The sequence below is a fragment of the Marinoscillum luteum genome (assembly GCF_044005705.1).
Taxonomy (GTDB): domain Bacteria; phylum Bacteroidota; class Bacteroidia; order Cytophagales; family Cyclobacteriaceae; genus Marinoscillum; species Marinoscillum luteum.
Genome location: NZ_JBIPKE010000004.1, coordinates 1 through 22,744 on the forward strand (window position 1 = coordinate 1; position 22,744 = coordinate 22,744).

A 22,744-nucleotide genomic window follows, 5' to 3' on the forward strand; every position below is an offset into this window, starting at 1 on the left:
TCACCTGTCCATCAGGTCTACGGTGATCATCCCTGATAGCAGGGTGATGATCCTCGATGTGACCGGCAGAACACTCTATGACCAACATGTAAGTTTTGAGTCAAAAGAGGCCATACTCGACCTCTCGAAACTTGGCGCAGGCGTATATCACGTCATCATCGAACTACCTGATTCCAAAAAGTCCTTTAGGGTGATGAAGAAGTAAAAAAGAGTGGGGCGGCCGATGAATCGGCCGCTCCACTCTTTTTTACTATTTGATCTGCTTTTTAATTTTCTTTTTTGAATGAACTGAGCACTTTTTGATCCTCTTCTTTTGATCCGAGTCCCAACCAGTCCAGCGTAGATCGATACATGATATTTTCCAGATCTTCTTCAGGTAAATTCATTTCCTCAATGAACTTACCTATCTCCAAATCTCCCAAAGGAAAAGGATAATCAGAACCCAGACATACTTTATCAGAACCTACCAGCTTGATAACATAGTCGAGCAACATCGGGTCATGGGTAATGCTATCCACCCAAAATTTACCCAGGTATTCTCGAGGATTTACGTTGTTGTGCACCGCCACCAAATCCGGGCGACATTCAAACCCCCGCTCCAGTCTCCCAATAGTGGTCAAAAAAGACCCTCCGGCGTGAGCAAAACATACACGCAGTTTGGGGTATCGTGCAAACACACCCCCAAAGATCATAGAAGCTACTGCCCGGGCAGTTTCGGCAGGCATTCCCACCAGCCAGGGCAACCAGTACTTTTCCATATCCGCTTTCCCCATCATATCCCATGGATGAACCAATACGGCCATGTCTAATTTTTCGCAAGCTTCGAAAAACTCAAAAAACCGGGGTTTGCTGAGGTTGTGCTGATTGATATTGGACCCAATCTGTACTCCGGGCAGTCCCAATTCTTTCATTCGCTCCAGCTCCCCAATGGCCAGGTCCACGTCCTGCATGGGTACGGTACCGAGCCCTATATAATGCTTAGGGTGTTTTGCCACCACCTCAGCGATGTGATCATTCAAAAACATAGAAAGATCCAGGCAATCCTTTGGCTCAGCCCAGTAGCTAAACATCACCGGAATGGTGCAAACTACCTGTATTTTCGTATTGAATTTTTCATACTCCCTGATCCGCACCTTAGGGTCCCAGCAGTTCTCTTCTATTTCTCTGAAAAACTTATCCCCCTTCATCATCAGGGCGGCTCCCTGCCTGTGATGGAGCAAGCTGATAAACTCACCATATCCAAATTTCTCCGCAAAATTGGGAAGCTTCTCCGGCAGGATATGCGTGTGCATGTCTATTTTAAGTGGGGTCTTGGGTGCTGTCATACCTCAAAAATAATAAATCCTATCGGCAATACTTCTTTAGTACCTTCTCTGCCTGCAGCATTCCCAGAGTATTTGCCCTTTGCAGGTAATGGCAAGCCTCCTCTTTATTGTCCAGTTCCAGATAAGACATGGCCCCATTGTACCACACCATGCCATTGGTCGGATCAGCCGTCAGGTATTGATTGTAGTACGCTGCTGCACGCTCAAATTGCTTTTCATAAAAAAAGGAATTGCCAATGAGGTAGTAGATTTCAATCCTCTCGGGTTCTAATGCCTTTGCATGATTAAAATCTGCCCGTGCCAGCACAAACTGATTCATTTTCAGTAAAATCCGTCCCCGATTAATATAAGACAGTGCATCGGCATCATCATTTTGAATGCTTTTGTCAAAGTACTTTTTAGCTAAAATATAATTACCCTCTGACATGGCCCTGGAAGCCAGCAGACTCAGCGTGGGTCCGAAACTTTCATCTTCCAAAAGGTCATCAGGTAGTACCACGGATGGATCTAGCAGCGCCAGATTATACCAGGCCAGCTGATTTCCACGGTCCAGGGTGATGGTCAGCTTCAAATCTGCCAATGCCCCTGCCTGGTTATTCATTTTCTCATGTAGTAGTGCCCTGCTAATCAAATAAGTCGCCAGGGTATCCACCATGAGTGCCTCATTGTAATCTGCCAGTGCCTCATCATACTCGCCCATTTTCTCGCTGGCCTGCCCACGGTAATGAAAAAGTTTTGACCTCAGATTATTCACAGAAAGAATCTGATTCTGCTCCTGACCACTTGGATCCAGCTGGAAATAAACACCCCTGGTTTGAGTAATACCCTCTGTATTGATCAAAACACTGAGATCAGCATGTGCCTGAGCGGGATCTCCGTAATTCAAATAAATAATAGCTTTTTGAAAAATGGCCTCATCATATCTGGGGTCCAACTTGAGGGTGGCTTCATAGGAGGAAACGGCTCGCAAGTCCCGCCCCATGGCTTCATGCACTAGCCCACTCAGATAAGCAGCATCGGCTGTGGGTGCCAGCTGCATGGACTGATTCACCAGGTCTAGTGCTTCATGATAATTTCGGGTTCTGTACTCCTGTTGGGCTTTCTCGTATAGCTCCTCCGCCCGCTGATATTTGGACTGAGCTTCAACTGAGAGCACCATCCAAAACAGGCCCAACCATACGATGTAATTTCTCATCATATTTACTCAAACGAAATATTGAGCGCTGGTTTATACTTTCCCCTTGTTTAATTTCGACAGCACTCCGTGAGTAAGAAAAGAAGGACTCATCGACAGCATACTTGTGCCAACAATAGGCCTATTCTATCCTACCCGACTCGAATACACATTATAAGTAAATAGGCGAAGTGATTAATAAACTTGCTTGATGGTCATGCCACTTTCCTTGGACAAATGCTGAAATTTACCATTTTCATACCGGTAAAAACTCACCGCCATCACCAGAAAAAGCGCCATTTCATCAGGCAATTCCTTCAGGTCCAATGAAACCTGTGCAGTCATTGGTTCAATGGGTATTTTCAGCAAAGGAAGCATGGGGCTCTCATAAGAACCGTATTTACCATGAAACTCCTTATTTACCGCACGGTATACCTTCTGCCCCATGTCATATTGGTAATCGGACAAAGCTACCAGGCGCGCATTGATCTTGAAATTTGTCGCCTCCTTAGGCTTCTTGAAAGTGGTCTCAGGAATGAAAGCAGGAAAGTGCAGGATCACCTGACCCTTTCTACTCCCTGACTTCACAAAGTATTTCGCACCAAAGATATCTTCGTAAGGTGCCGTGGTGTTGAACTCAAAACCGTTCAGCTTGTGACCGTGCTTGCTGAGATACAAGGGCCGTGTACCTGATTTTCCTTCTTCGAATGTAGCAATGTTTCTAAACTGAGCAGTAAGCCTACCGGATACGTACGTTTCACAGATTTCTGACATCCCTTCAGACAGGGAATTTCTCAGAACCTTAGACATCATGGACGCTACACCAAATTCCTTTTGGTTGTTTCTGAGTTCTTCGTAAGTGGCTTTGTTTTTAATGTCTTCCGCTGAAGGTCCTCCTTTTCTGGCCAGGATACTTCCATCCACGCCCTTGATTTGGTAAACACGATAACCTTTGGGAATCTTCTGGTCGAGAGTAGATTCAGTACTAATTTTCATTCGCTGATTAGGGTTGTTGATTGGTTGATCAAATTCTAGTGTGGGAATATAAATAAACAATCAATTAAAAGAAAGAATATACTTCTAAAATCCTTTAACTATATGATTTTTTATCACTGATAAACAATTAGTTATCCCTTGCTCATCTCGAGAAATATGAAATCATCAGAAAAGAATTTTTCTCGGAGTGCGCGTTACATATCTTCCAAAATATGATTCATATCGAAACAAATTTTTCATTTTTGCCTTTAGTTAGAATAAAACTATAAAAAGGGATGAAAAAATACTTTGGCGAAAATTTGAAGAATGATCTTCCTGCGGGAATGGTAGTGGCACTTGTGGCCTTACCCTTATGTCTGGGAATCGCTCTGGCCTCAGGAGCACCTCTTTTTTCAGGTATCATTGCGGGAATAGTGGGCGGTATAGTCGTGGGTGCCCTCAGTGGCTCACAGCTGAGTGTAAGTGGACCTGCTGCAGGACTTACGGTAATCGTGCTCAATGCGATAGAATCCCTTGGGGCCTTTGAATCCTTTCTTCTGGCCGTCTTTCTTGCCGGGCTTATTCAATTCATCCTTGGTATGCTCAAGGCAGGTATAATTGGTCACTTCTTCCCTTCGTCGGTAATCAAGGGTATGTTGTCAGCCATCGGCCTAATATTGATATTAAAGCAAATACCTCACGCACTGGGTGACGATCGTGACTATGAAGGTGATGAGAGTTTCTATCAGCCCGATGGTGAAAATACGTTCACTGAGATCATCATGGCCCTTCAAAACATTGATAAAGGAGCACTGCTTATCAGCATGATTGCCATTGCCATCCTGATCTTGTGGGAGAGGCCATTTATGAGGAAACAGAAATGGACCAACGTAATCCCCGGCCCACTGGTAGCTGTAGCATGGGGCATTTTTGCCAATGCGGTGTTATTCCGTCAATTTCTCCCTGATTTTGTGCTTTCAAGTAAACATCTGGTCACCTTACCGATCAGTAGTTCCGTCTCAGAGTTTTTGGGGTTCCTTACTGCTCCTGACTTTTCGCAGCTCCTGAATGTAAATATTTACATCACGGCTTTCACCATTGCCATAGTGGCTAGCCTGGAAACTCTGTTGAGTCTGGACGCTGTGGACAAACTGGATCCTTACAAAAGAATCGCGAGTACTAACCAGGAACTCAAAGCACAGGGTACTGGCAATATGGTTTCGGGTCTTCTGGGCGGACTACCCGTTACAGCGGTAATTGTAAGAAGTACAGCCAACATCAGCTCAGGAGGTCAAACGAAGGTTTCAGCAGTGTTTCATGGTTTACTTCTGGCCATGTCAGTTATTTTCTTTCCCGGCTTCCTCAATATGATCCCTTTGTCGGCGCTGGCAGCGGTACTCTTGCTGGTGGGCTACAAACTTAGTAAACCATCCATTTTCAAAGGCCTATATGCTAAAGGGACCTCACAGTTTTTACCGTTTCTGATCACCATACTGGCGATTCTTTTCACAGACCTCCTCATCGGTATCACCATTGGTATAGTGGTCGGTCTTTACTATGTGGTGAAGGCTAACCTACATCAGGCCATCACCCTGAAAGAATTGGGCCCTGACAATTTTGTCATCACCCTGGAAAAAGACGTAAGTTTTCTGAACAAGGCCTTTTTGAGAAAAACCTTAAGAGGGATTCCGCCTAACTCACATGTCGTTTTTGACGAAACAGAGTCGATTTTCATTGATGAGGATATTTTAGAAACCATTGAGGATTTCAAAAAAACCGCGATCAATGATGGGATTTCCATCAAAGTGAAGCCAGCACCCAATACAAAGAACCCGAAATTGACAGAGGCATAATTTCGTCTGCGGAATATTGACTAGCTTTTCGGTGATGATTTGGATCAAAAACCTGCGTACAGGAGTGTTGGTGCTCGTCCTGCTGGTAAGCGGATTGGCTTTTTCCGGATGCCATGCTTCCTACTATAAGATTCCGATTACCAAATCAAGGAAGCACTTTCGGCCATATGACGATAAAAAGGATCGTGGCAAAAAGCGTGTCCACATCAAGAAGTACAAATCCCTAAACCGTACCAAGAAAATTAATGACCAGTAGGATTTACATACTGTTATTACTTGCGCTCACTTTTTCGTCCTGCAATCTCACCACTTCCCCCAAGGTGGGAGCACTGGGTGATCATGCCATGGTGGTTTCGGCACACCCCTTATCTACAGCGGTCGGTCTCAATGTCCTCAAACAGGGAGGAAATGCCATAGATGCTGCAGTGGCCACTCAATTTGCGCTAGCCGTGGTTTACCCACGAGCGGGAAATATAGGAGGTGGTGGTTTTTCGGTCATCAGACTGACAGACGGGAGCATTGCCGCACTTGATTTCAGAGAAAAAGCACCTGCTCAGGCGGAGCGAAAGATGTTTCAGGATTCACTGGGCAATGTAGTCGGTGAATTAAGTACCATCGGACACCTGGCGGCCGGTGTACCGGGGAGCGTGGCTGGTATGTGGGAGTTACACCAAAAATATGGCAGCCTTCCGTGGGCAGACCTTGTACAACCCGCTATCGACCTGGCTTTCGAAGGATTCCTCATCACAGCCAATGAGGCTGAGGCCTTGAATGAGAAACAAGAGGATTTCAGGCAAGCCAACCACTATCGCCCCTGGGTAGTGAGAGAAAACGGCTGGCAAGCCAATGATTATGTGAATCAACCACAGCTGGCTGCCACGCTTTCATTCATCAGAGACTCTGGTAGGGATGGCTTCTATAAAGGAATTGTCGCCCAACAAATTGTGAAGGAAATGCAACGTGGAAACGGGCTGGTTACCCACGAGGACCTGCAAAACTATGAAGCCATCTGGAGAGCCCCTCTGGTAGGCACCTACAGAGGGCACAGAGTCATTAGTATGCCTCCTCCTTCCAGTGGTGGGGTAGCAGTATTGCAGATGCTCCAGGGTGCCGAATTACTGAATGTTGGTCGATACGAACACAACTCTACCAATGCCGTACACCTCATGGCCGAAATAGAACGGCGGGTATTTGCTGACCGATCCAAACACCTCGGAGATCCCGATTATTTTCAGGTTCCCGTACAGCAGCTCCTTAGCCCGGATTATAACGCATCCAGGTTTGCGGACATTTCCATTGATCAAACGACCCCTTCGACCGATATACAAGGTGGTGAAGTTCCTTACGAATCTCCTGAGACCACTCACTTTTCCATTGTAGATGCTGATGGGAACGCCATCTCTACCACCACCACCCTCAACCTCAACTACGGATGCAAAGTATGGGTAAAAGGTGCCGGCTTTGTGCTCAACAATGAGATGGATGACTTCAGCTCCAAGCCGGGAGTCCCCAATTTCTTTGGACTGATCGGGGCGGAAGCCAACGCCATTGCTCCAGGAAAAAGAATGCTCAGCTCTATGACACCCACCATTGTGGAAAAAGACGGAGCGCTCAAAATGGTGCTCGGATCGCCGGGAGGAGCCACCATACTCACATCCGTCTTCCAGACTGTGCTCAACGTGATCGACTATGAGATGACCATGCAGGAGGCGGTATCAGCCAAAAAAGTTCATCACCAGTGGCTCCCAGACCAGATCAAAGCCGAGACAGATGCCATCAGCCTGAAAACCATCGAAGAGCTGGAACAACTTGGCCATTCCTTTGAGTTTGTGGACAAAATTGGTCGTAACGACTGCATTCTTGTGCGCGAAGATGGCCGACTGGAAGGAGGAGCTGACCCCCGTGGGGACGATAAGGCCGCAGGTTTTTAGTCTCTCACCACCTCAAACTCCACACGCCTGTTCAGCTTCCTGGAAGCCTCGTCGGCATTGCTGGCAACTGGCTGAGAGCCTCCATAGCCCTCACCACTTATCCGCCCGGCCGCAATTCCCCTGGATACCAGATACTCCGTGACCGCAATCACCCGCTCCTTAGACAGGTACACATTGAGCTGTTCGTTGCCCACATTATCGGTGTGACCTTTAAGGAAAATCTTAACCTCCGGGTTTTCATTCATCATTTCCACGACCAGGTCCAGTTCTTCCTCAGACCCTTCCACAAAGTTGGCCGTGCCCCTGTAGAAAAGTACGTGCTCCAGGGTGATGGTATTGCCCGTAGACAAGGGATCCAACAACACCTTCGCCGATACCCCCGAAGCAAAATCATCCCGGGATAGAATTCTCTTGGAGGATAAATAGCCATCCGCTTTAAATTCAAAATTCAAAGGTTGACCCAGGTCGGGAATCTGTATCTCGCCCTTGTCATTCGTAGAATAGAGGCTGGTATCTCCCTCCAACACCACCTGTCCGGTACCTTGAATAGGCGCTTCCGAAATCTTATCGAGCAGGTACACCGTCAGAAAAACTTCGGCCTCTGCGGTGGCCACCATGCTCACCACGGTATCATTCCTCACTTCTGCCACTATATCCGATGTAATCCTGATCCGCTTGATATCCCCATAGCCATCACTATTCTGGGTAGAGACAAAATAAGCGTAATCTGAATCGGAGGTGAAAGCAAAGGAAGTTTCAGCTCCCGGGGTATTCACGGCGCTGCCCAGGTTCACAGGTGAGGACCAATTCTGCCAGGTATCATCCAGTCTCCGGGACTGGAAAATATCAAAACTACCCTGGCCTCCCAGTCCATTCGACGCAAAGTAAAGTGTCTTATTATCCTCAGCGAGGAATGGCGTCAGCTCCTGCAACGCAGTATTCACCACGTTTCCGAGATTTTTGGGTGCGGACCATGAACCATCTGGCTGAAGCCTGCACACAAACAAATCATCTACCCCATAGCCCAGATTGTTTTCCAGGCTTAGCAGTAGATATCTGCCATCGGCAGAAATAGTACCAGTCTGAATAGGTGAGCGATTTTTGAAAAATGGTATGTCTACCTGAAAAACTTCTCCCCCATCCAGAGGCTTGGCAAATACTCCGCCGTAGTGCATTCCCACAGAGAACCAAACCTTGTGAAAAAGAAAATAACGTCCATCAGGTGTCAACCCCGCAGGAGCTGTGAATTGATCGTCGTTCAATGACATATTGGATGCCGTCGCCCAGGCACTGTCGTAGGCACTCACCCATATGTCGCCTTTATCCTTTGATCCACCTTTGTTGCCCGCAAAATTGGCCCGTGAGAAGTATAATTGGCTATTGTCAAAATCCAAGAAAATGTAATTCTCACTACTCGGGGTATTCAAAGGCTTTAAGGATTCAGGGCTCCCAAAAAATTGCACCTGAGCACCGCAGAAAAAAGAAACAACAAGCAAAAAGGTGAAAACAATGTTTCTGATCATTATATAAATATTCAATGATTTATTGTGAAGATTTTTATTTGGTACAAATCTTATATATTTTTGAACAATACAAAGAGGCTCCAATCTCAGCTGTAAAGTTAAACAAGTGTATGAAAGCATCCGGAATCCCTGTCCTTAGGTCAGGGATTTCTTTTTTTACACTTACAAAAGGATGGTCCCTGATATAAAACCGCCACGGAAGTAGCGCATCCTCGCCCGCATAGTCCACCCCCACCCTCGTGGTTGCTTCTATTTCCAACTCCTTTGGAGCTTCAATATTGCGAGCCAGCCACAATGTATCTCCACATAAATCCAACGCATTGTGTTTTTTATGAATACCCATAGCCTTACTTAACGTGCCTGGCCCAGCCGTAAGTTTGCTAAACGGCACCTTACTTCCACGCCGAATGTGCATGGTTTCGGTACCCCACACTGGCTCCAGGGCACGTATCAACACCGCATCGGCCAATCCTTCCTCATTTGATACCACATTAAACAAATGATGAATTCCATAGCACAAATAAACATAGGCTACCCCGCCCTTTTCGAACATCACCCTAGTGCGCTCAGTTCTGCCTGCATGAGCGTGACAAGCCCGATCATTTCTGCCACAATAGGCCTCTGTTTCGACGATTTTGCCTGCTGTGATAATTCCATCTATGTTTGTGAAAACATACTTACCTAATAACTCTTTAGCTACATGTACTACATCTGAATGATTATAGAACGATTGCGGCAGTTTTTCGTAAGATGAAAGATCAAACATATCTTAAACACAAATTTCTTGAATATGATGAGTAAAATCACAAAACTAACCTTATTAGCTTTTTTATGCGCGTATGGTACTGCCATGGCACAAATCAACACTCCGCAGGCAAGTCCGGCAGGCTCTGTTTCCAGCGTGGTAGGCCTCACTGAGGTGAGCATCGACTACTTCCGTCCAAAAGTAAAGGACAGAAAAATATTTGGAGAAGGTAGCGAGTTTCTGCAGCCTTACGGACAACTCTGGAGAACCGGTGCCAACTCAGGATCCAAACTCACTCTAAGCACTGAAGCCACAATAGCCGGAACAAAAGTACCAGCAGGTGAGTACCTCATCTTCACCATCCCAGGCAAAGACGAATGGTCTTTCATGCTTTACAGCGACCTGAGCCTGGGGGGAAACGTGAACGGATACGACGCTAAGAACGAAGTGGTAAAAGCCACTGTGAAGGCAGAGAAACTATCTTCACCTGTGGAAGCGCTGACCTTCAACATCTCAGACATCAGTGAGGACAATACCAAAGCTAACATTGAACTTACCTGGAGTGATGTATCTGTAAAAGTACCTCTGGAGGTCTCTTTTGTAGAGCAGGTAATGGCTGACATTGAAGCTAAGACCAAGGTAAATCCTTCTAACTATGTGCAGGCAGCAGGTTTTTACCTGTCTCAAAACAAAAACTTGCCACAGGCTTTGGAGTGGATGAATACCTACCTGGCGATTGGAGACAATGGTCAGCAGTTTTGGCATGTACACACCAAGGCACGTATTCTGGCAGCTATGGGCAACAAAAAAGAAGCCATTGCCACTGCTCAGAAGTCACTTGATATTGCCAAAGCCAGCCCTAATGGTGATTTTGGATATGTAAAAAGAAACCAGGATTTTATTGCTTCTTTGAAGTAATAACAATCTCTCTTACTACGAACGAGGCCCCGTGGATTTCATCCACGGGGCCTCGTTTTTTTTATCCCTGGAGTGAGACTATACCTTCCTTTGAATGGTCTGAAAGAGCAAGCCCAACCCAATCGTAAGAAAACACCCGATGGCATTGTACCAGAGATAGCCCAACGTGAAAACCCCGTAGATGGTCAGGAAATGAAACACAATCACGCTGGTTTGTGCAATGATGGCCGCCCAAAAAACGGCGTTTCCTTTCACATATTTTAAGAAAAAGGCTGTCAGGAAAATACCCAGAATGGTTCCATAAAAGATGGATCCGACTATATTGACTGCCTCGAGTAAATTCTCTGAATTCTTAGCCAGTACTGCAAAGGAAATAGCCACAATACCCCATACCAAAGTCAGGGCTTTGGAGATGAACAAATGATACTTATCATCCTTGTTGATCAGACGTTTGTAAAAATCAATGGTAGTGGTGGATGAGAGCGCATTCAGCTCAGACGATGTAGACGACATGGCCGCTGAAAAAATCACAGCAATCAACAAACCAATCAGGCCGTGAGGCAGAAAAGTGAGAATGAAGGTGAGAAAAACGTAATCAGAATCTTTGGTTTCAATTTCAGGATCCATCTTCACCAGCAAATCTTTCACCTGCTGCCTCACGGCTACAGACTCATTGTCTACCTTCTTCAGCTCCTGTGCAATGACCTCAGACTCGGCATCCGGTGCCTTTGAAAAATCCAAAGCCAGGGCTTTCCGCTCATTCATCAGCCCCTCATAGGTACGCTCCAGATCCTGGTATTCCGTTTTATAGGCTGAATCATTCAGACGCTGCACCGAGACCTCCTTGAAATGGACGGGCGGAGCATAAAACAGATAAAACACATAGACCATCACACCCAGAAACAAAATGAAGAACTGCATCGGGATTTTCAGAACAGCATTAAACATCAGGCCCATGCGGCTTTCAGTCACATTGCGCCCTCCCAGGTAGCGCTGTACCTGCGACTGATCCGTACCAAAATAGGACAAGGCCAAAAACAGCCCCCCGGCCAACCCCGACCAAATGGTATAGCGCTTTTCAAAGTTGAAATCCAGGTCCACGGCATTCAGTTTCTCCAGCTTACCAGCAATACTCACTGCTTCCCCAAATGAAACATAGTCGGTAATGTAGGAGATGAGAATAAAGAAAGCCACAAACATCCCACCCATAATCACCGCCATCTGATGCTTCTGGGTAATGCTCACAGCCCTCGTTCCTCCGGAGACGGTATAGATGATCACGAGCGTGCCAGTCACCAGTATGGTGGCTGTAAGGTCCCAATCCAGAATACTGGACAGAATGATTGCCGGAGCATAAATGGTAATCCCTGCTGCCAAACCCCGCTGCACCAGAAAAAGTAACGCTCCTAACATTCTGGTCTTCAGATCAAACCGGGACTCCAGGTATTCATAGGCCGTGTAAACTTTCAGTCTATAAAAAATAGGAATAAACACGGCAGAAACTATAATGAGGGCGATGGGTAACCCCAGGTAATTCTGTACAAATCCCATCCCGCTCTCATAGCCCTGCCCGGGTGTGGAAATAAAGGTCACGGCGCTGGCCTGAGTGGCCATCACGGACAGGCCTATGGTACCCCAGCGCATCGACTTATCCCCCAGAAAATAGCCATCAATATTCAGCTGCCCTCTGGTACGCCACACTCCGTAGGCCACGATAAAAATCAACGTACCAAACAGTACAATCAGGTCAAAATAATTCATCGGAAAGAAATGCTGAACAGGTATAACAAAAAGATGATCAACACGAGATTGCCTATGACCAGCCAATAAATGGTACTCCAGCTCTTGAAGTACGGCGGGGTAGCCAGGTCACGGTCATTCTTTGGTTCTTCCATATTTTATTTGGGTTTGTCTGCTTTGCCTAGTGACACCATATTGATAAGTAGTCTGTAAGCCCCTGGCACACCAGCCGGGAGTTCTCTGAAAAATGAAATGCCCGTATAGCAGTAATAACCTTTCCCGTAGGGAGCGACTAACAAACTGCCTTGCTTCTCTTCTTCACCAGGATCATTCATACCCAAAAGCGGCACAAATTCTTTCGACCACTCTCCGGGGAAATAAAGCCCCCGCTCCTGTACCCATCCATCGAAATCAGATGGACTCAATTTGATCGGAGTATTCAGTACCGGGTGTTTGGGTTTCAGAAACTTCACCGGAGCCTCCTCCACTGTGACACGATCACGGGAGAGCTTCAACGGAAAGGGTGCGATCTCCTCAGTCACCAGCTGATGGCTGGTATTGTACTGAACAATCATATTCCCACCCTTTTTCACATAGTCAAAAAGCTCCTGATTCTTAAAACTCAACCATTGAACGGTGTTAAAAGCCCTTATGCCCAGGATCACCGCATCATATCGCGCCAGATTCCCGGCACTCACGTCATCCTTATCTAAAATGTCCACCTGATAGCCGATCTGCTCCAGACTAAACGGCAACTCGTCTCCGGCACCCATGATGTACGCGATGCGTCCGGTCAGCTCACCCACATCCAACTTCACCACCTTCACTTGTGCTTTTGGATAAAGCGTTTGCACGGGAATATGATCATAAGCAATCACCTCTTTACCCAGGTCGTATTTCTTCCCATCCGAAAGCTCCACCACAGCGGATATCTGAGCATTTGATGGTCCTTCAGGTGGGGTGAGTGAGAAATCAAATGATTGTTCACCTCCGGCTTCCTGAATGGCCACCTCGTAAAAATCTGGTGACGACTTCCAGCCTTCAGGCAAATTCAAAGTCACCCGACCCGATATATCATCTCGACCGGCAATCACCTTTACAGGCATCTTTTTTGACTTGTTTCCTGCAAAGATCAAGGCTCTGGAATCCAGATTCACCATCACCGGAGGCCTGATCTCCAGCGGGCTCCGCACCTCTCCTTTCACAGGGTCTGTGGTTTTGAAAATCACCGGCACTTCGTAATCCAGAAACTGACCCTCTGAGCTCAGTGACACGCGTGCCTTCAATGCGGGAGGATTTTGAGGTAAGCCAATCAATCGCTGATCGCTCACCGAATACATACCTTCTGTGGCATCTGTATTCAGCCAGTATGGGTGGGTATATGGAGTGCTTTTTGAAAGGGGAAACTGATAGGAAAACTGATTTTTCTGATTGTTTTCCAAAGCAAGGTTATAGATGAAGCGTTCATCATTCTGATCCAGGGTCACCGAGGAAAGGGTCAGGTCGGCATGGCTCCTGTTGATCACCTCCAGGGTGATCCTGATCGAATCTCCCGGCACGTAGAAAGGCTTTTCACTTGTCAGCTCCAGGTAAGTACCGGTAATGGCCAAAATGGTCTCCCTCAGCTCAGCTAGTTTCACCTCTTTCCAAAACTGATCCGGCATCTTCAACAGGGCCTTCCTCGCATGAAGCAATTCACCCAAGATATTCGCTGGCTGGGCAGGATCAAAGTTACGCCTGGCCTCCGCCAGATAGTAAGCCACTTCCTCAGAGTCTGCCACCCGTGACCAGCTGGTATTGATGCCTTCAAAAAGTGCCTGGTCTGTTTCAGCCCCACCCCACTGCTCAAAGTATTCAAAATCAGCCCCCCGGCTCCCGGAAGACCCAAAGCCCTGACTCTTGTGCATACTTCGGCTCAGCGCACTGATCTCTGTATAGGACTTGCCCAAATGGGGATTGTATTGCCCCACATCCAGCTTCAAATAACCTTCATCATTAAACACCCGCCCGCTTCTTCGGTAAGCCCAAAGACCGATGTTATAAAAAATCTTTGCTGGTGCCCAGGGGGATACATATTGGAGCTGTTCGGGATACACTGTGGAGTCACCACTCTTCTCAAATGCCTCCATGGCCAATATGGCTGAAGCCGTATGATGACCGTGAGTGACACCTGGCTCCCGACTAAACCTTGTGATGATTACATCTGGCCTGAATTGACGAATGGCCCAAACAAAATCAGCCAATACTTTATCCCGATCCCATACCCTGAAGGTCTCATCCGGGTCTTTGGAATATCCAAAATCATTCGCACGGGAGAAAAACTGCTCCCCGCCATCCACAGACCGGGCGGCCAGCAGCTCCTGGGTGCGGATCACCCCCAAACTTTCTCTGATTTCGGGACCAATCAGATTCTGACCTCCATCGCCTCTCGTAGCGGCTACATACCCCGTCCGGAAGTGTGCTCCGTTGGCGAAGTATGCTATTAACTGAGTGTTTTCATCATCTGGATGTGCGGCCATGTAAAGCACAGACCCCAGTGTGTTCAGCTTTTCCAGCCGCTGAATAATAGCGCCGGAAGAGTAATCTGCCTGCCCCTGACCGAACAGGATGGTGGTGAAAAATAGGGTGAGAAAGGTTGACGAAATTCTAATGATCATATGATGACAATTGTTTGAGTAGTACGTGTAGTAAAAATCAAAGTTGGATAAACGTGTCTGGCGGCATGCCAAACGGATAACTGGTGGCTTACCAGATCAATTCCGCTAAAATACATTCATCCACGTTCTCTCCTGATTGTATCCCAGAAAAGCACCTGCAATTTCCAGTGGTGAATCAATATTATTGTGATAGAGCTGTCCGGTACCTAGCCCCTGATAGCCCGTCGAAGGAAACCTACCCGCGAACTGCGCGATGGCGTTCAAAGAGATATTGCTCTCCAATGCCGAGGTGAGCCACCAACCAATCCCTTGCTGCTCTGCGAGGGATATCCACTCAAGGGTAGCTCCAAATCCGCCCAGCAAAGTGGGCTTCAGTATGATGTATTGAGGGCTGATGAACTTCAAGAGCTCCTGTTTTTGAGAAAATTCATTCACCCCGATCAGTTCTTCGTCCAGGGCAATGGGTACGGGCGAGCGCTTACACAATAGCTGCATGGCCTCATGCTGACCAGCCATAACGGGCTGCTCAATAGAATGAATACCCAACTCCTCCAACTGGCTGAGCCTTGAGAAAACCTCATCCGTAGCAAAGGCTCCATTGGCATCCACCCTGATGATCAAATCCGGATCGTGGGCCCTCAGAAGTCTCAGCAGCGAAAGCTCCTGTTCAAAGTCTATCGCCCCAATTTTCATTTTGATGCATTTGAACCCTGCGGATAGTTTACCAGCTATCTGCTCGCGCATGGCATCCTCTGCACCCATCCAGATGAGTCCGTTGATGGGAATGGCACTGATCCCTCTATAGAAATCATTATTGAAAATCAATCGCCTGCCACCGTTGATCAAATCCAGAAAAGCGGTCTCCAAAGCCATCCTCAGGCTGGGAAGCGCGGGCTGCACCAGGCGCGAAACCAAACCAAAAACCTCCTCCTCAAAGTCCGGCATTGGTATGGATTTTAGTTTGGGACTGAGCGCAGCCAGCGCTTCTCTCACATCCTCTACCTTTTCAGGACTCAGGTTGTGCAGCGGTGCGGCTTCTCCCATACCATATACTTCCGGATGCTCCGAATCATAAATTTTGAGGAGCACGATCGGGTGATCTTTCAAAATCCCCCTACTTGTGCCAGCTTCAAATTTAAAATCCAACGTGTAGTCCCTATATTCGAGCTTCAACATACGATTAGAATCAAAATGCCTTCAGAAAGTTTAGACCTGAACAGTTTCCTTTACGAACTTCCGGAAAAACACATTGCTAAATTTCCGCTGGAAAACCGGTCAGACGCTAAACTCCTGGTTTATCAAAAAGGGGAAATTACACACCAAATTTTTAATAAGACCCCACAACTTCTACCTAAAGGTAGTTTTTTGGTCTTTAATGATACCAAAGTGATCCCCGCAAGGCTCATTCTCCACAAAGAGACTGGTGCCAGAATAGAAATTTTCCTGTTGGATCCCGTGAGCCCGTCCAATGTCTACGAAGCAGCCATGACCAGTAAAACCTCCTGCACCTGGCATGTGATGATCGGGAATGCTAAAAAATGGAAAAGCGATCAAAAACTGACGCTATCCATCGATCATCATGTACTCACAGCCGAGCGCCTCAGCGAAGATCAGGTGGCTTTTCACTGGACCAGTGGAGATACTTTTTCGGATATCCTCACCAAAATAGGGGAAATACCACTCCCGCCCTACCTGGGCCGATCGACCACCAAGGAGGACGTACCCAGGTACCAAACGGTCTACTCGAAAGCAGAGGGTGCAGTGGCCGCTCCCACTGCGGGGCTCCATTTCACAGACGAAATCCTTGCGGAGCTCAAAGCCAGAGCCATTCAGACTGATTACCTCACCCTCCATGTGTCCGCAGGTACTTTTCAGCCCATCAAAGCTAAAAGCGTGGAAGAGCACCCCATGCACCGCGAACAGGTGCTGATCACGAAGCAAAATGTTCAAAATCTGCTGGATAATGATCTGATCATATCCGTGGGTACCACCAGCATGCGCACGTTGGAGAGTCTATTTTGGTACGGGCAAATACTCTCAGAAGATCCTGAGGCGGCATTTCACATCACCAAAGAAACAGCCTATTCCTTTGACCATGTCATCTCCAGGAAAGAAAGCCTGGAGCATGTGCTGGCGATGATGGATGCTGCCAACACCGAGGTACTGGTGGGACATACCGAGATATTTATCTACCCGGGTTACGAATTCAGAATTTGCAAAGGGCTCATCACCAATTTTCACCTTCCGGGGTCTACCCTGATACTGCTGGTGGCAGCTTTTGTGGGGGAAGATTGGAAAACAATCTATCAGGAGGCCCTCTCCAACGAATATCGTTTTTTAAGTTATGGAGACAGTTCCTTACTTCTGCCTTAAAAGATTACTTTTAAATCATGGAAAAGACTTTCAATGAAATATGGGCCGACCTGGTAATCGCCATCAAAAGGCTCGTTGACATTTTCGGAACTTCACTTTTCAAACTGGGTGAAAACGACATCAGTCTGGCCACTATTCTGTACATCATCTTCTCCTTTATCGTGCTTACTTTCTTCGCTCGATACATTAAAAAGATATTGATTGAAAAGATCCTTACCCGTACCCAGTTGGACACTGGCGTGCAGGCTTCTGTGGGCACAGTCACCAAATTCGCCATCATTCTGGTTGGCACAGTGGTCATTATCCAATCTGCGGGCATCGACCTTACAGTGCTTACACTCATCGCCGGAGCACTCGGTGTTGGCATTGGATTTGGACTTCAAAACATCACTGACAACTTTATCTCTGGCATCATCATTTTGTTTGAAAAGCCGATCAAAGTGGGAGATCGCATAGACGTGGGAGATGTACAAGGCAATGTTATCAGTATTTCGTTCAGAGCCACACAGGTGCTCACCAATGATAACATCTCCGTGATCGTACCTAACTCGGAGTTTATCTCCAGCCGGGTGATCAACTGGAGTCACAACGATCGCAACATTCGTTTCAAAATACCCGTGGGGGTGAGCTACAATGAAGATCCTGAAAAGATTAAGAAAATCCTGCTTGAAGTGGCTGATGCAAATCCTCATGTGCTCAAAATGCCGGAAACCACAGTACTTTTTGATGCCTACGGAGACAGCTCCCTCAACTTCTATCTGGCTGTTTGGACAGCTACGCACACGGATCGCCCCAGTGTGTTAAAAAGTGAATTGTACTTCGAGATTTTCAGGAGATTCAAGGAGGAAAACATAGAAATCCCTTTCCCTCAGCGCGACATCCACATCAAAACACAACCGATGGTGATCGAGACTTCTAAAATTTCTGATTAACCAACAGTGTGAGAATATTCCGCTGTACATAAGCCGAGCCTGACGGAGCCTGCTGGTACCAGTTGATGTAGCCGAGCGACACATCGGTCTGCTTGCCCACACCTACCTTCAGCAATCCTGAAATTCGGTTTTGATCAAAAATATTGTCAATCTTATCGGTACCAAACTGCACGAGTAGCTCATCATACACAGCCAGGTGTACAGGTATGCTGGCATCTGCTGGGGTCAATCGGTATTCTATCTGAGCTTTCATTCGAAACCTGAAATGGAAAAAGTAACCATCCTGTATCACCGGCGCACCAGATACCGGATCCACACCCACGTTCTTGCGAATGCGCTCTTCCATTAAATACCGGGAGCTAAGTGTGAACCGCTCAGACAGCCTGGAGGAATGGGTAAGGTACTCATATGGTCGCCACTCACCCTGAGTGACCTCAAACTCCGAGTCAGGATCAGACGGCAGCAGAATGGTCCATCGGGTGAAGCCCACACCTGCCATCCAGCCATTTTTCAGTTTCCGGTCGGCATCCAACGTGAACAACCACATATGCTGCCTGTTGCCATCAAAGTATCTGCGATCCTCGATACTTGGTTTTAGACGCCATTGCTCCGAAAGTGGGATAACAGCCTGGTATTTCACCCAATATAAATTTTGATGATCTACGGTGCGTTGGGCGGATACTTGAAGTACACTCACCAGGATAAAAACTGTAAAGAACAGGCAATTTTTCATATTCGGATTATGCAATTAATTTGGGTCAGCAAATGTAGATGATTGCAGGGCAATAACTAAAAAAAGACCCGCCATCTAAATAAGCGGGTCCTCCTCTTCATACTACATCGCTTAACCGATGTTTTGAAATTTTAAATCTATGTTATTTGGCTCTCTGAGCTCCGAAATTGTAAGCCAGACCCACACCAAACACACTTTTGAACTGTACCCGGGCTTCTTCACCCTCATCTGTCTGGGTTTTGATGTCTTTATCGTATATCAGGTGAGTGAACAGGTTGGCCGAAAGCACTTTGTTCACTTTCATCACCACGGTGGTCTGCCAGTTCACATCGATCGTTCCGAAATCTTTTATGTAGTTTGAAAACAGCTCCAATCTCGTCTCAACATTCACATTTTTCAATACCTCATCCTTATACTTGATCCTCAAAAAAGATCCAAGCTCAGCCCTCGACTTGCTACCCGGATCCACACCATAGGCACCTTTGTCTGCCAGTGTCTGGTCGTTCACAAAAGTGAACTTCCCGGTGAGGGGAATGTAATTGAAAGACAACTTAGGGTTAGGTTTATAGTCGATTCCAAGCCCCATGGTCAGGTAGCCAGGCGCCATAAACTTAGAGATCAAACTGTCCCTTCCATCTTCTGTTTGGGTAAATCCTTCATCAAACTGGGTTCTGAAATCCAGCAAGCCACTAAAAAACCAATTGGCATTGCCTTCCTTGATTCGGTATCCGTATTTGGTCACAAAGTTGATTTTGTCATCAGACTTCTGAAAGCCCTGATTGTTCTGGTTGATCATGCCGTAGCCCAGGTCCAATGAATTCTCCCAGGTACTTCTGGCTTTCTTATAATCCGCAAAGAGTCCTGTGGCTCCATTGATGGCAACGTTTTCGGTACCACCGGCTGACCAGCTGTCGCTCAGTGAAACCTGTGAAAAGGTGGCTGCTACAAAGCCACCTGAGACCCAATAGGTAGTGTCTTTTACCTGTCCAAAAAGCAGCGAAGAGCATAATATCATGCCCGCAGAAAGTAAAATTTTAAAATTCATACGTTTAAAAGAAATTGTAAGACGATTATTACATGTGGAAACTATTCACAAAATTTAAGCGGTGATATAGCTTGTATATTCTGTTACTTAATGGTTACAAAACAAATGAAAATTTACTTCCTGCCCGAATTTTATAGTTTAATCCTACCAAAAACACGTTCAATTTCCCTCTTCGCCCTTTTACTGGGGAGTATCGTTTCTTGTGATACTACCAAAAAACAAACCGAAACCCCCGCTGAGGTGACGGAATATAAGCCCATCAGCTACGACTTTGAAATACAGACTGTGCAGAAGAAAAGTGCAAACTGTGCGCCTGAAGCTTGTTCTGAGGTGAGCATCAGTTACCCGGTGTTTGCAGCCGGGCATGACACGCATGCCTCTATCAACTCGCTGCTGACGGAGGAAATCAACCGCACACTGAGTGACTACATCATGGAAGCAGAGGGTACAGAAGATACCGACGAGTTGTGCAAAATGTTCATCGCCAGCTATCAGGACTTCAAGGAGAATTTCCCGGAGAGCATCACGCCCTGGTATATCCGTCTGGAAGTGGCGGTGGGTAAAACAGATCGCAATTTCATTTCGCTGGTGATCAATCATTCCAGCTACACTGGTGGTGTTCACCCCAATTCGTCCGTTTCCTATCTGAATATTGCTGCCGACGGGGAAAAAATAGAAGAGCTTCGCTACTTTGTCAACAGTACCTCCAAGCTGCAGGATCTGGCCGAAAAGGAATTCAGAAAACAATACAACATAGCCCCCGAAGAACAATTATCTGACAAGGGCTTTCTGTTCGACGATGATCAATTCAGCCTCAGCGAAGATTTTGGGGTGAGCAAATCGGGAATCGTGTTTTATTACAATGCGGACGAAATCTCCTCCAATGCGCAAAATCCCATCATCCTCACCATTCCCTTCAAAGACCTGACCGGGCTGTACAAACACAAAATGCCTTAATCGTAGGTATTTACCTTGGCATCTTCCTCTTTGATGACCCGGCGCAGAATCTTACCGACATTCGATTTTGGAAGCTCTGAGGTAAAAGACACGTGCTTGGGACACTTATAGCCCGTGAGGTTTTCCTTGCAAAACGCTTTGATTTCATCTTCAGTAAGACTGCCATCTTTCTTTACGATCACGGCCTTTACAGCCTCCGTAGATTTGGCATCCGGCACGCCGATCACCCCTACTTCCAGCACCTTCGGGTGCGAAGCGATGGCGTCCTCTACCTCGTTGGGGAATACATTGAATCCTGATACCAGGATCATTTCCTTCTTTCTGTCTACAATCCGGAAATAACCATCAGGGTCCATGGTGGCAATATCGCCGGTCTTGAAATAGCCGTTGATGAAGCACTTCTCGGTTTCCTCAGGTTTGTTCCAATACCCCAAAAACACCTGCGGGCCTTTGGTACACAATTCGCCCTTTTCTCCCGGTCCTACCTCTTTGCCTTCTTCGTCGAGCAGCAGCACGTCCGTTTCAGGCAGCGGCAGCCCGATGGTGCCTACCCGGTTGCCCTCTCCCATTGGGTTGATGCACAGTCCCGGTGAAGTCTCGGTGAGTCCATACGCCTCGGCTATTTTCTTACCAGTGGTTTGCTCCCACTTGTCAAAAACCGCCCGCTGCAGGGCCATGCCTCCGGCCAGGGCCACTTTGATGGTGCTGTGGTCCAGCTCGCTGAATCCCGGAGTATTCAGAAGTCCGTTGAAAAGGGTATTCACGCCTGTGATGAGGCTAAACGGATGCTTTTTCAGCTCCTTCACAAACCCCTTCATATCCCGTGGATTCGTGATCAGGATGTTCTTGGCCCCCAGCTTTGCCGGCAGCAGTGCGTGGGCATTGAGTGCGAAAATATGGTAAAGCGGAAGTGCCGCTATGAAAATTTCTTCACCTTCCTCCAGGTTGGTTTCGGCCAGCCACGCCTCGATCTGTTGCAGGTTGGCAATCAGATTTCTATGAGTGAGCATGGCACCCTTGGATACTCCGGTGGTACCACCGGTATACTGCAGAAACGCCAGGTCTTCAGGGTTGATTTTTGGAGCCACAAACGAATGAGCACTCCCTTGTTTGAGGGCTTCATTGAAAGTGACTGCAGTGGGTAGCTGGTAGGCAGGCACCATCTTTTTGATCCGCTTCACCACAAAGTTGATCAATGCCCCCTTCAGGCCACCCAACAAATCGCCGAGCTGCGTGACAATGACATGTTCGATTTGGGTGTCCTTCAAAATAGCTTCCAGGTTGTAGGCAAAATTGGCCAGGATCACGATGGCCTTGGCTCCTGAGTCTACAAACTGATGCTTCATCTCTGAAGCGGTATAAAGCGGATTGGTATTCACCACAGTGAGCCCCGCTTTCAGGGCTCCATACATGGCTATGGGGTTTTGCAGCACATTGGGCAACTGAATGGCGATCTTGTCCCCAGGCTGTAGTTTTAGCACATTCTGAAGGTAAGAGGCAAACTGGTCACTGAGCACACCCAGCTCCTCAAAAGTGATCTGTTTACCCATATTCTCATAGGCAGGCTTGCTTCCGTACTTACTTCTCGATTCGACAAAAAGCTCCGGTAGAGAGCTGTATTTGTCCGCATCTATGGTTTGGGGAACTCCTTTGGGGTAACTAGATAACCAGGGTTTGTCGCTCATTTTTTGATAAATTTTGATTGATTAATCAAATCATTTTGGCTAAAGATAATTAGTGTATCCCAATCCGGAAATAAATTGTAATTATTAAAAAACAGAATGCGGGCATTGGTCGCTCCCCGAATCCCGGGATAACCTGATGAAAAGGCGGGAATCTAAAAACGTAATGGGGGGATGCTAT

20 protein-coding genes are annotated in these 22,744 nt (G+C 47.0%); 8 read left to right on the plus strand and 12 right to left on the minus strand.

What is annotated here, in order from left to right; all coding sequences use genetic code 11:
* Positions 1-205 (plus strand): T9SS type A sorting domain-containing protein (locus ACHKAR_RS00085; RefSeq protein ID WP_395415665.1); only part of this gene is annotated, 205 nt, incomplete at its 5' end.
* Positions 206-266: 61 nt separating this feature from the next.
* Here ACHKAR_RS00085 and ACHKAR_RS00090 read toward each other — a convergent pair.
* The 3 genes from ACHKAR_RS00090 to ACHKAR_RS00100 all read right to left on the minus strand — a co-directional run bounded on the left by ACHKAR_RS00090 (position 267) and on the right by ACHKAR_RS00100 (position 3,495).
* Entirely contained in the window at positions 267-1,325 is a 1,059-nt protein-coding gene (locus ACHKAR_RS00090) for an amidohydrolase family protein (RefSeq protein ID WP_395415666.1), read from the minus strand.
* A gap of 19 nt (positions 1,326-1,344) precedes the next feature.
* Complete coding sequence (locus ACHKAR_RS00095) at positions 1,345-2,523, minus strand: tetratricopeptide repeat protein (RefSeq protein WP_395415667.1); 1,179 nt, start codon at positions 2,521-2,523, stop codon at positions 1,345-1,347.
* 171 nt (positions 2,524-2,694) lie between these two features.
* On the minus strand, positions 2,695-3,495 hold the full coding sequence (locus tag ACHKAR_RS00100) for a hypothetical protein (RefSeq protein ID WP_159584634.1): 801 nt from the start codon (positions 3,493-3,495) through the stop codon (positions 2,695-2,697).
* Positions 3,496-3,770: 275 nt separating this feature from the next.
* Between ACHKAR_RS00100 and ACHKAR_RS00105 the strand changes: the two genes are divergently transcribed.
* Genes ACHKAR_RS00105 through ggt form a run of 3 tightly spaced genes read left to right on the plus strand, consistent with a single transcriptional unit; the run spans position 3,771 to position 7,258 of the window.
* Positions 3,771-5,327 (plus strand): SulP family inorganic anion transporter, encoded by a 1,557-nt coding sequence (locus ACHKAR_RS00105; protein ID WP_395415668.1) that lies wholly within the window; start codon positions 3,771-3,773, stop codon positions 5,325-5,327.
* A gap of 34 nt (positions 5,328-5,361) precedes the next feature.
* Complete coding sequence (locus ACHKAR_RS00110) at positions 5,362-5,583, plus strand: hypothetical protein (protein WP_159584636.1); 222 nt, start codon at positions 5,362-5,364, stop codon at positions 5,581-5,583.
* Positions 5,573-7,258: a gamma-glutamyltransferase gene (ggt, locus tag ACHKAR_RS00115; RefSeq protein WP_395415669.1), complete on the plus strand. Its 1,686-nt coding sequence runs from the start codon at positions 5,573-5,575 to the stop codon at positions 7,256-7,258. Before ACHKAR_RS00110 ends, ggt begins: the two co-directional genes overlap by 11 nt.
* Here the strand turns inward: ggt and ACHKAR_RS00120 are convergent.
* Positions 7,255-8,781, minus strand: coding sequence for an OmpA family protein (locus ACHKAR_RS00120; protein ID WP_395415670.1), 1,527 nt, complete (start codon positions 8,779-8,781; stop codon positions 7,255-7,257). The two genes, ggt and ACHKAR_RS00120, sit on opposite strands and share 4 nt — an antisense overlap.
* Before the next feature lie 34 nt (positions 8,782-8,815).
* Entirely contained in the window at positions 8,816-9,547 is a 732-nt protein-coding gene (locus ACHKAR_RS00125; RefSeq protein ID WP_395415671.1) for a DNA-3-methyladenine glycosylase, read from the minus strand.
* A gap of 24 nt (positions 9,548-9,571) precedes the next feature.
* Between ACHKAR_RS00125 and ACHKAR_RS00130 the strand changes: the two genes are divergently transcribed.
* Positions 9,572-10,444: a DUF2911 domain-containing protein gene (locus ACHKAR_RS00130; RefSeq protein WP_395415672.1), complete on the plus strand. Its 873-nt coding sequence runs from the start codon at positions 9,572-9,574 to the stop codon at positions 10,442-10,444.
* Positions 10,445-10,522: 78 nt separating this feature from the next.
* Here the strand turns inward: ACHKAR_RS00130 and ACHKAR_RS00135 are convergent, their stop codons facing one another.
* From ACHKAR_RS00135 to ACHKAR_RS00150, 4 genes are all read right to left on the minus strand, one after another.
* Positions 10,523-12,205, minus strand: a complete 1,683-nt coding sequence (locus tag ACHKAR_RS00135) for a sodium:solute symporter (RefSeq protein ID WP_395415673.1) — start codon at positions 12,203-12,205, stop codon at positions 10,523-10,525.
* Positions 12,202-12,339, minus strand: a complete 138-nt coding sequence (locus ACHKAR_RS00140) for a hypothetical protein (protein ID WP_185155835.1) — start codon at positions 12,337-12,339, stop codon at positions 12,202-12,204. Before ACHKAR_RS00140 ends, ACHKAR_RS00135 begins: the two co-directional genes overlap by 4 nt.
* A gap of 3 nt (positions 12,340-12,342) precedes the next feature.
* Entirely contained in the window at positions 12,343-14,841 is a 2,499-nt protein-coding gene (locus ACHKAR_RS00145) for a PIG-L family deacetylase (RefSeq protein WP_395415674.1), read from the minus strand.
* Positions 14,842-14,946: 105 nt separating this feature from the next.
* Positions 14,947-16,017, minus strand: a complete 1,071-nt coding sequence (locus ACHKAR_RS00150) for an o-succinylbenzoate synthase (protein ID WP_395415675.1) — start codon at positions 16,015-16,017, stop codon at positions 14,947-14,949.
* 15 nt (positions 16,018-16,032) lie between these two features.
* Between ACHKAR_RS00150 and ACHKAR_RS00155 the strand changes: the two genes are divergently transcribed.
* Together ACHKAR_RS00155 and ACHKAR_RS00160 are read left to right on the plus strand one after the other, a co-directional pair.
* Complete coding sequence (locus ACHKAR_RS00155) at positions 16,033-17,214, plus strand: S-adenosylmethionine:tRNA ribosyltransferase-isomerase (RefSeq protein WP_395415676.1); 1,182 nt, start codon at positions 16,033-16,035, stop codon at positions 17,212-17,214.
* A gap of 17 nt (positions 17,215-17,231) precedes the next feature.
* Positions 17,232-18,146 (plus strand): mechanosensitive ion channel family protein, encoded by a 915-nt coding sequence (locus ACHKAR_RS00160; protein ID WP_159584644.1) that lies wholly within the window; start codon positions 17,232-17,234, stop codon positions 18,144-18,146.
* On the opposite strand, the gene ACHKAR_RS00165 is transcribed toward ACHKAR_RS00160, so the two are convergent.
* Entirely contained in the window at positions 18,130-18,879 is a 750-nt protein-coding gene (locus ACHKAR_RS00165) for a DUF2490 domain-containing protein (RefSeq protein WP_159584645.1), read from the minus strand. The genes ACHKAR_RS00160 and ACHKAR_RS00165 overlap by 17 nt on opposite strands.
* A 142-nt stretch (positions 18,880-19,021) precedes the next feature.
* On the minus strand, positions 19,022-19,924 hold the full coding sequence (locus ACHKAR_RS00170; RefSeq protein WP_159584646.1) for a DUF3078 domain-containing protein: 903 nt from the start codon (positions 19,922-19,924) through the stop codon (positions 19,022-19,024).
* A 105-nt stretch (positions 19,925-20,029) separates the two neighbouring features.
* On the opposite strand from ACHKAR_RS00170, the gene ACHKAR_RS00175 reads away from it, so the two are divergent.
* Positions 20,030-20,881, plus strand: coding sequence for a DUF3298 and DUF4163 domain-containing protein (locus tag ACHKAR_RS00175; RefSeq protein ID WP_395415677.1), 852 nt, complete (start codon positions 20,030-20,032; stop codon positions 20,879-20,881).
* Here the strand turns inward: ACHKAR_RS00175 and ACHKAR_RS00180 are convergent.
* Entirely contained in the window at positions 20,878-22,566 is a 1,689-nt protein-coding gene (locus ACHKAR_RS00180) for an AMP-binding protein (RefSeq protein WP_395415678.1), read from the minus strand. The two genes, ACHKAR_RS00175 and ACHKAR_RS00180, sit on opposite strands and share 4 nt — an antisense overlap.
* Positions 22,567-22,744 lie beyond the last annotated feature (178 nt).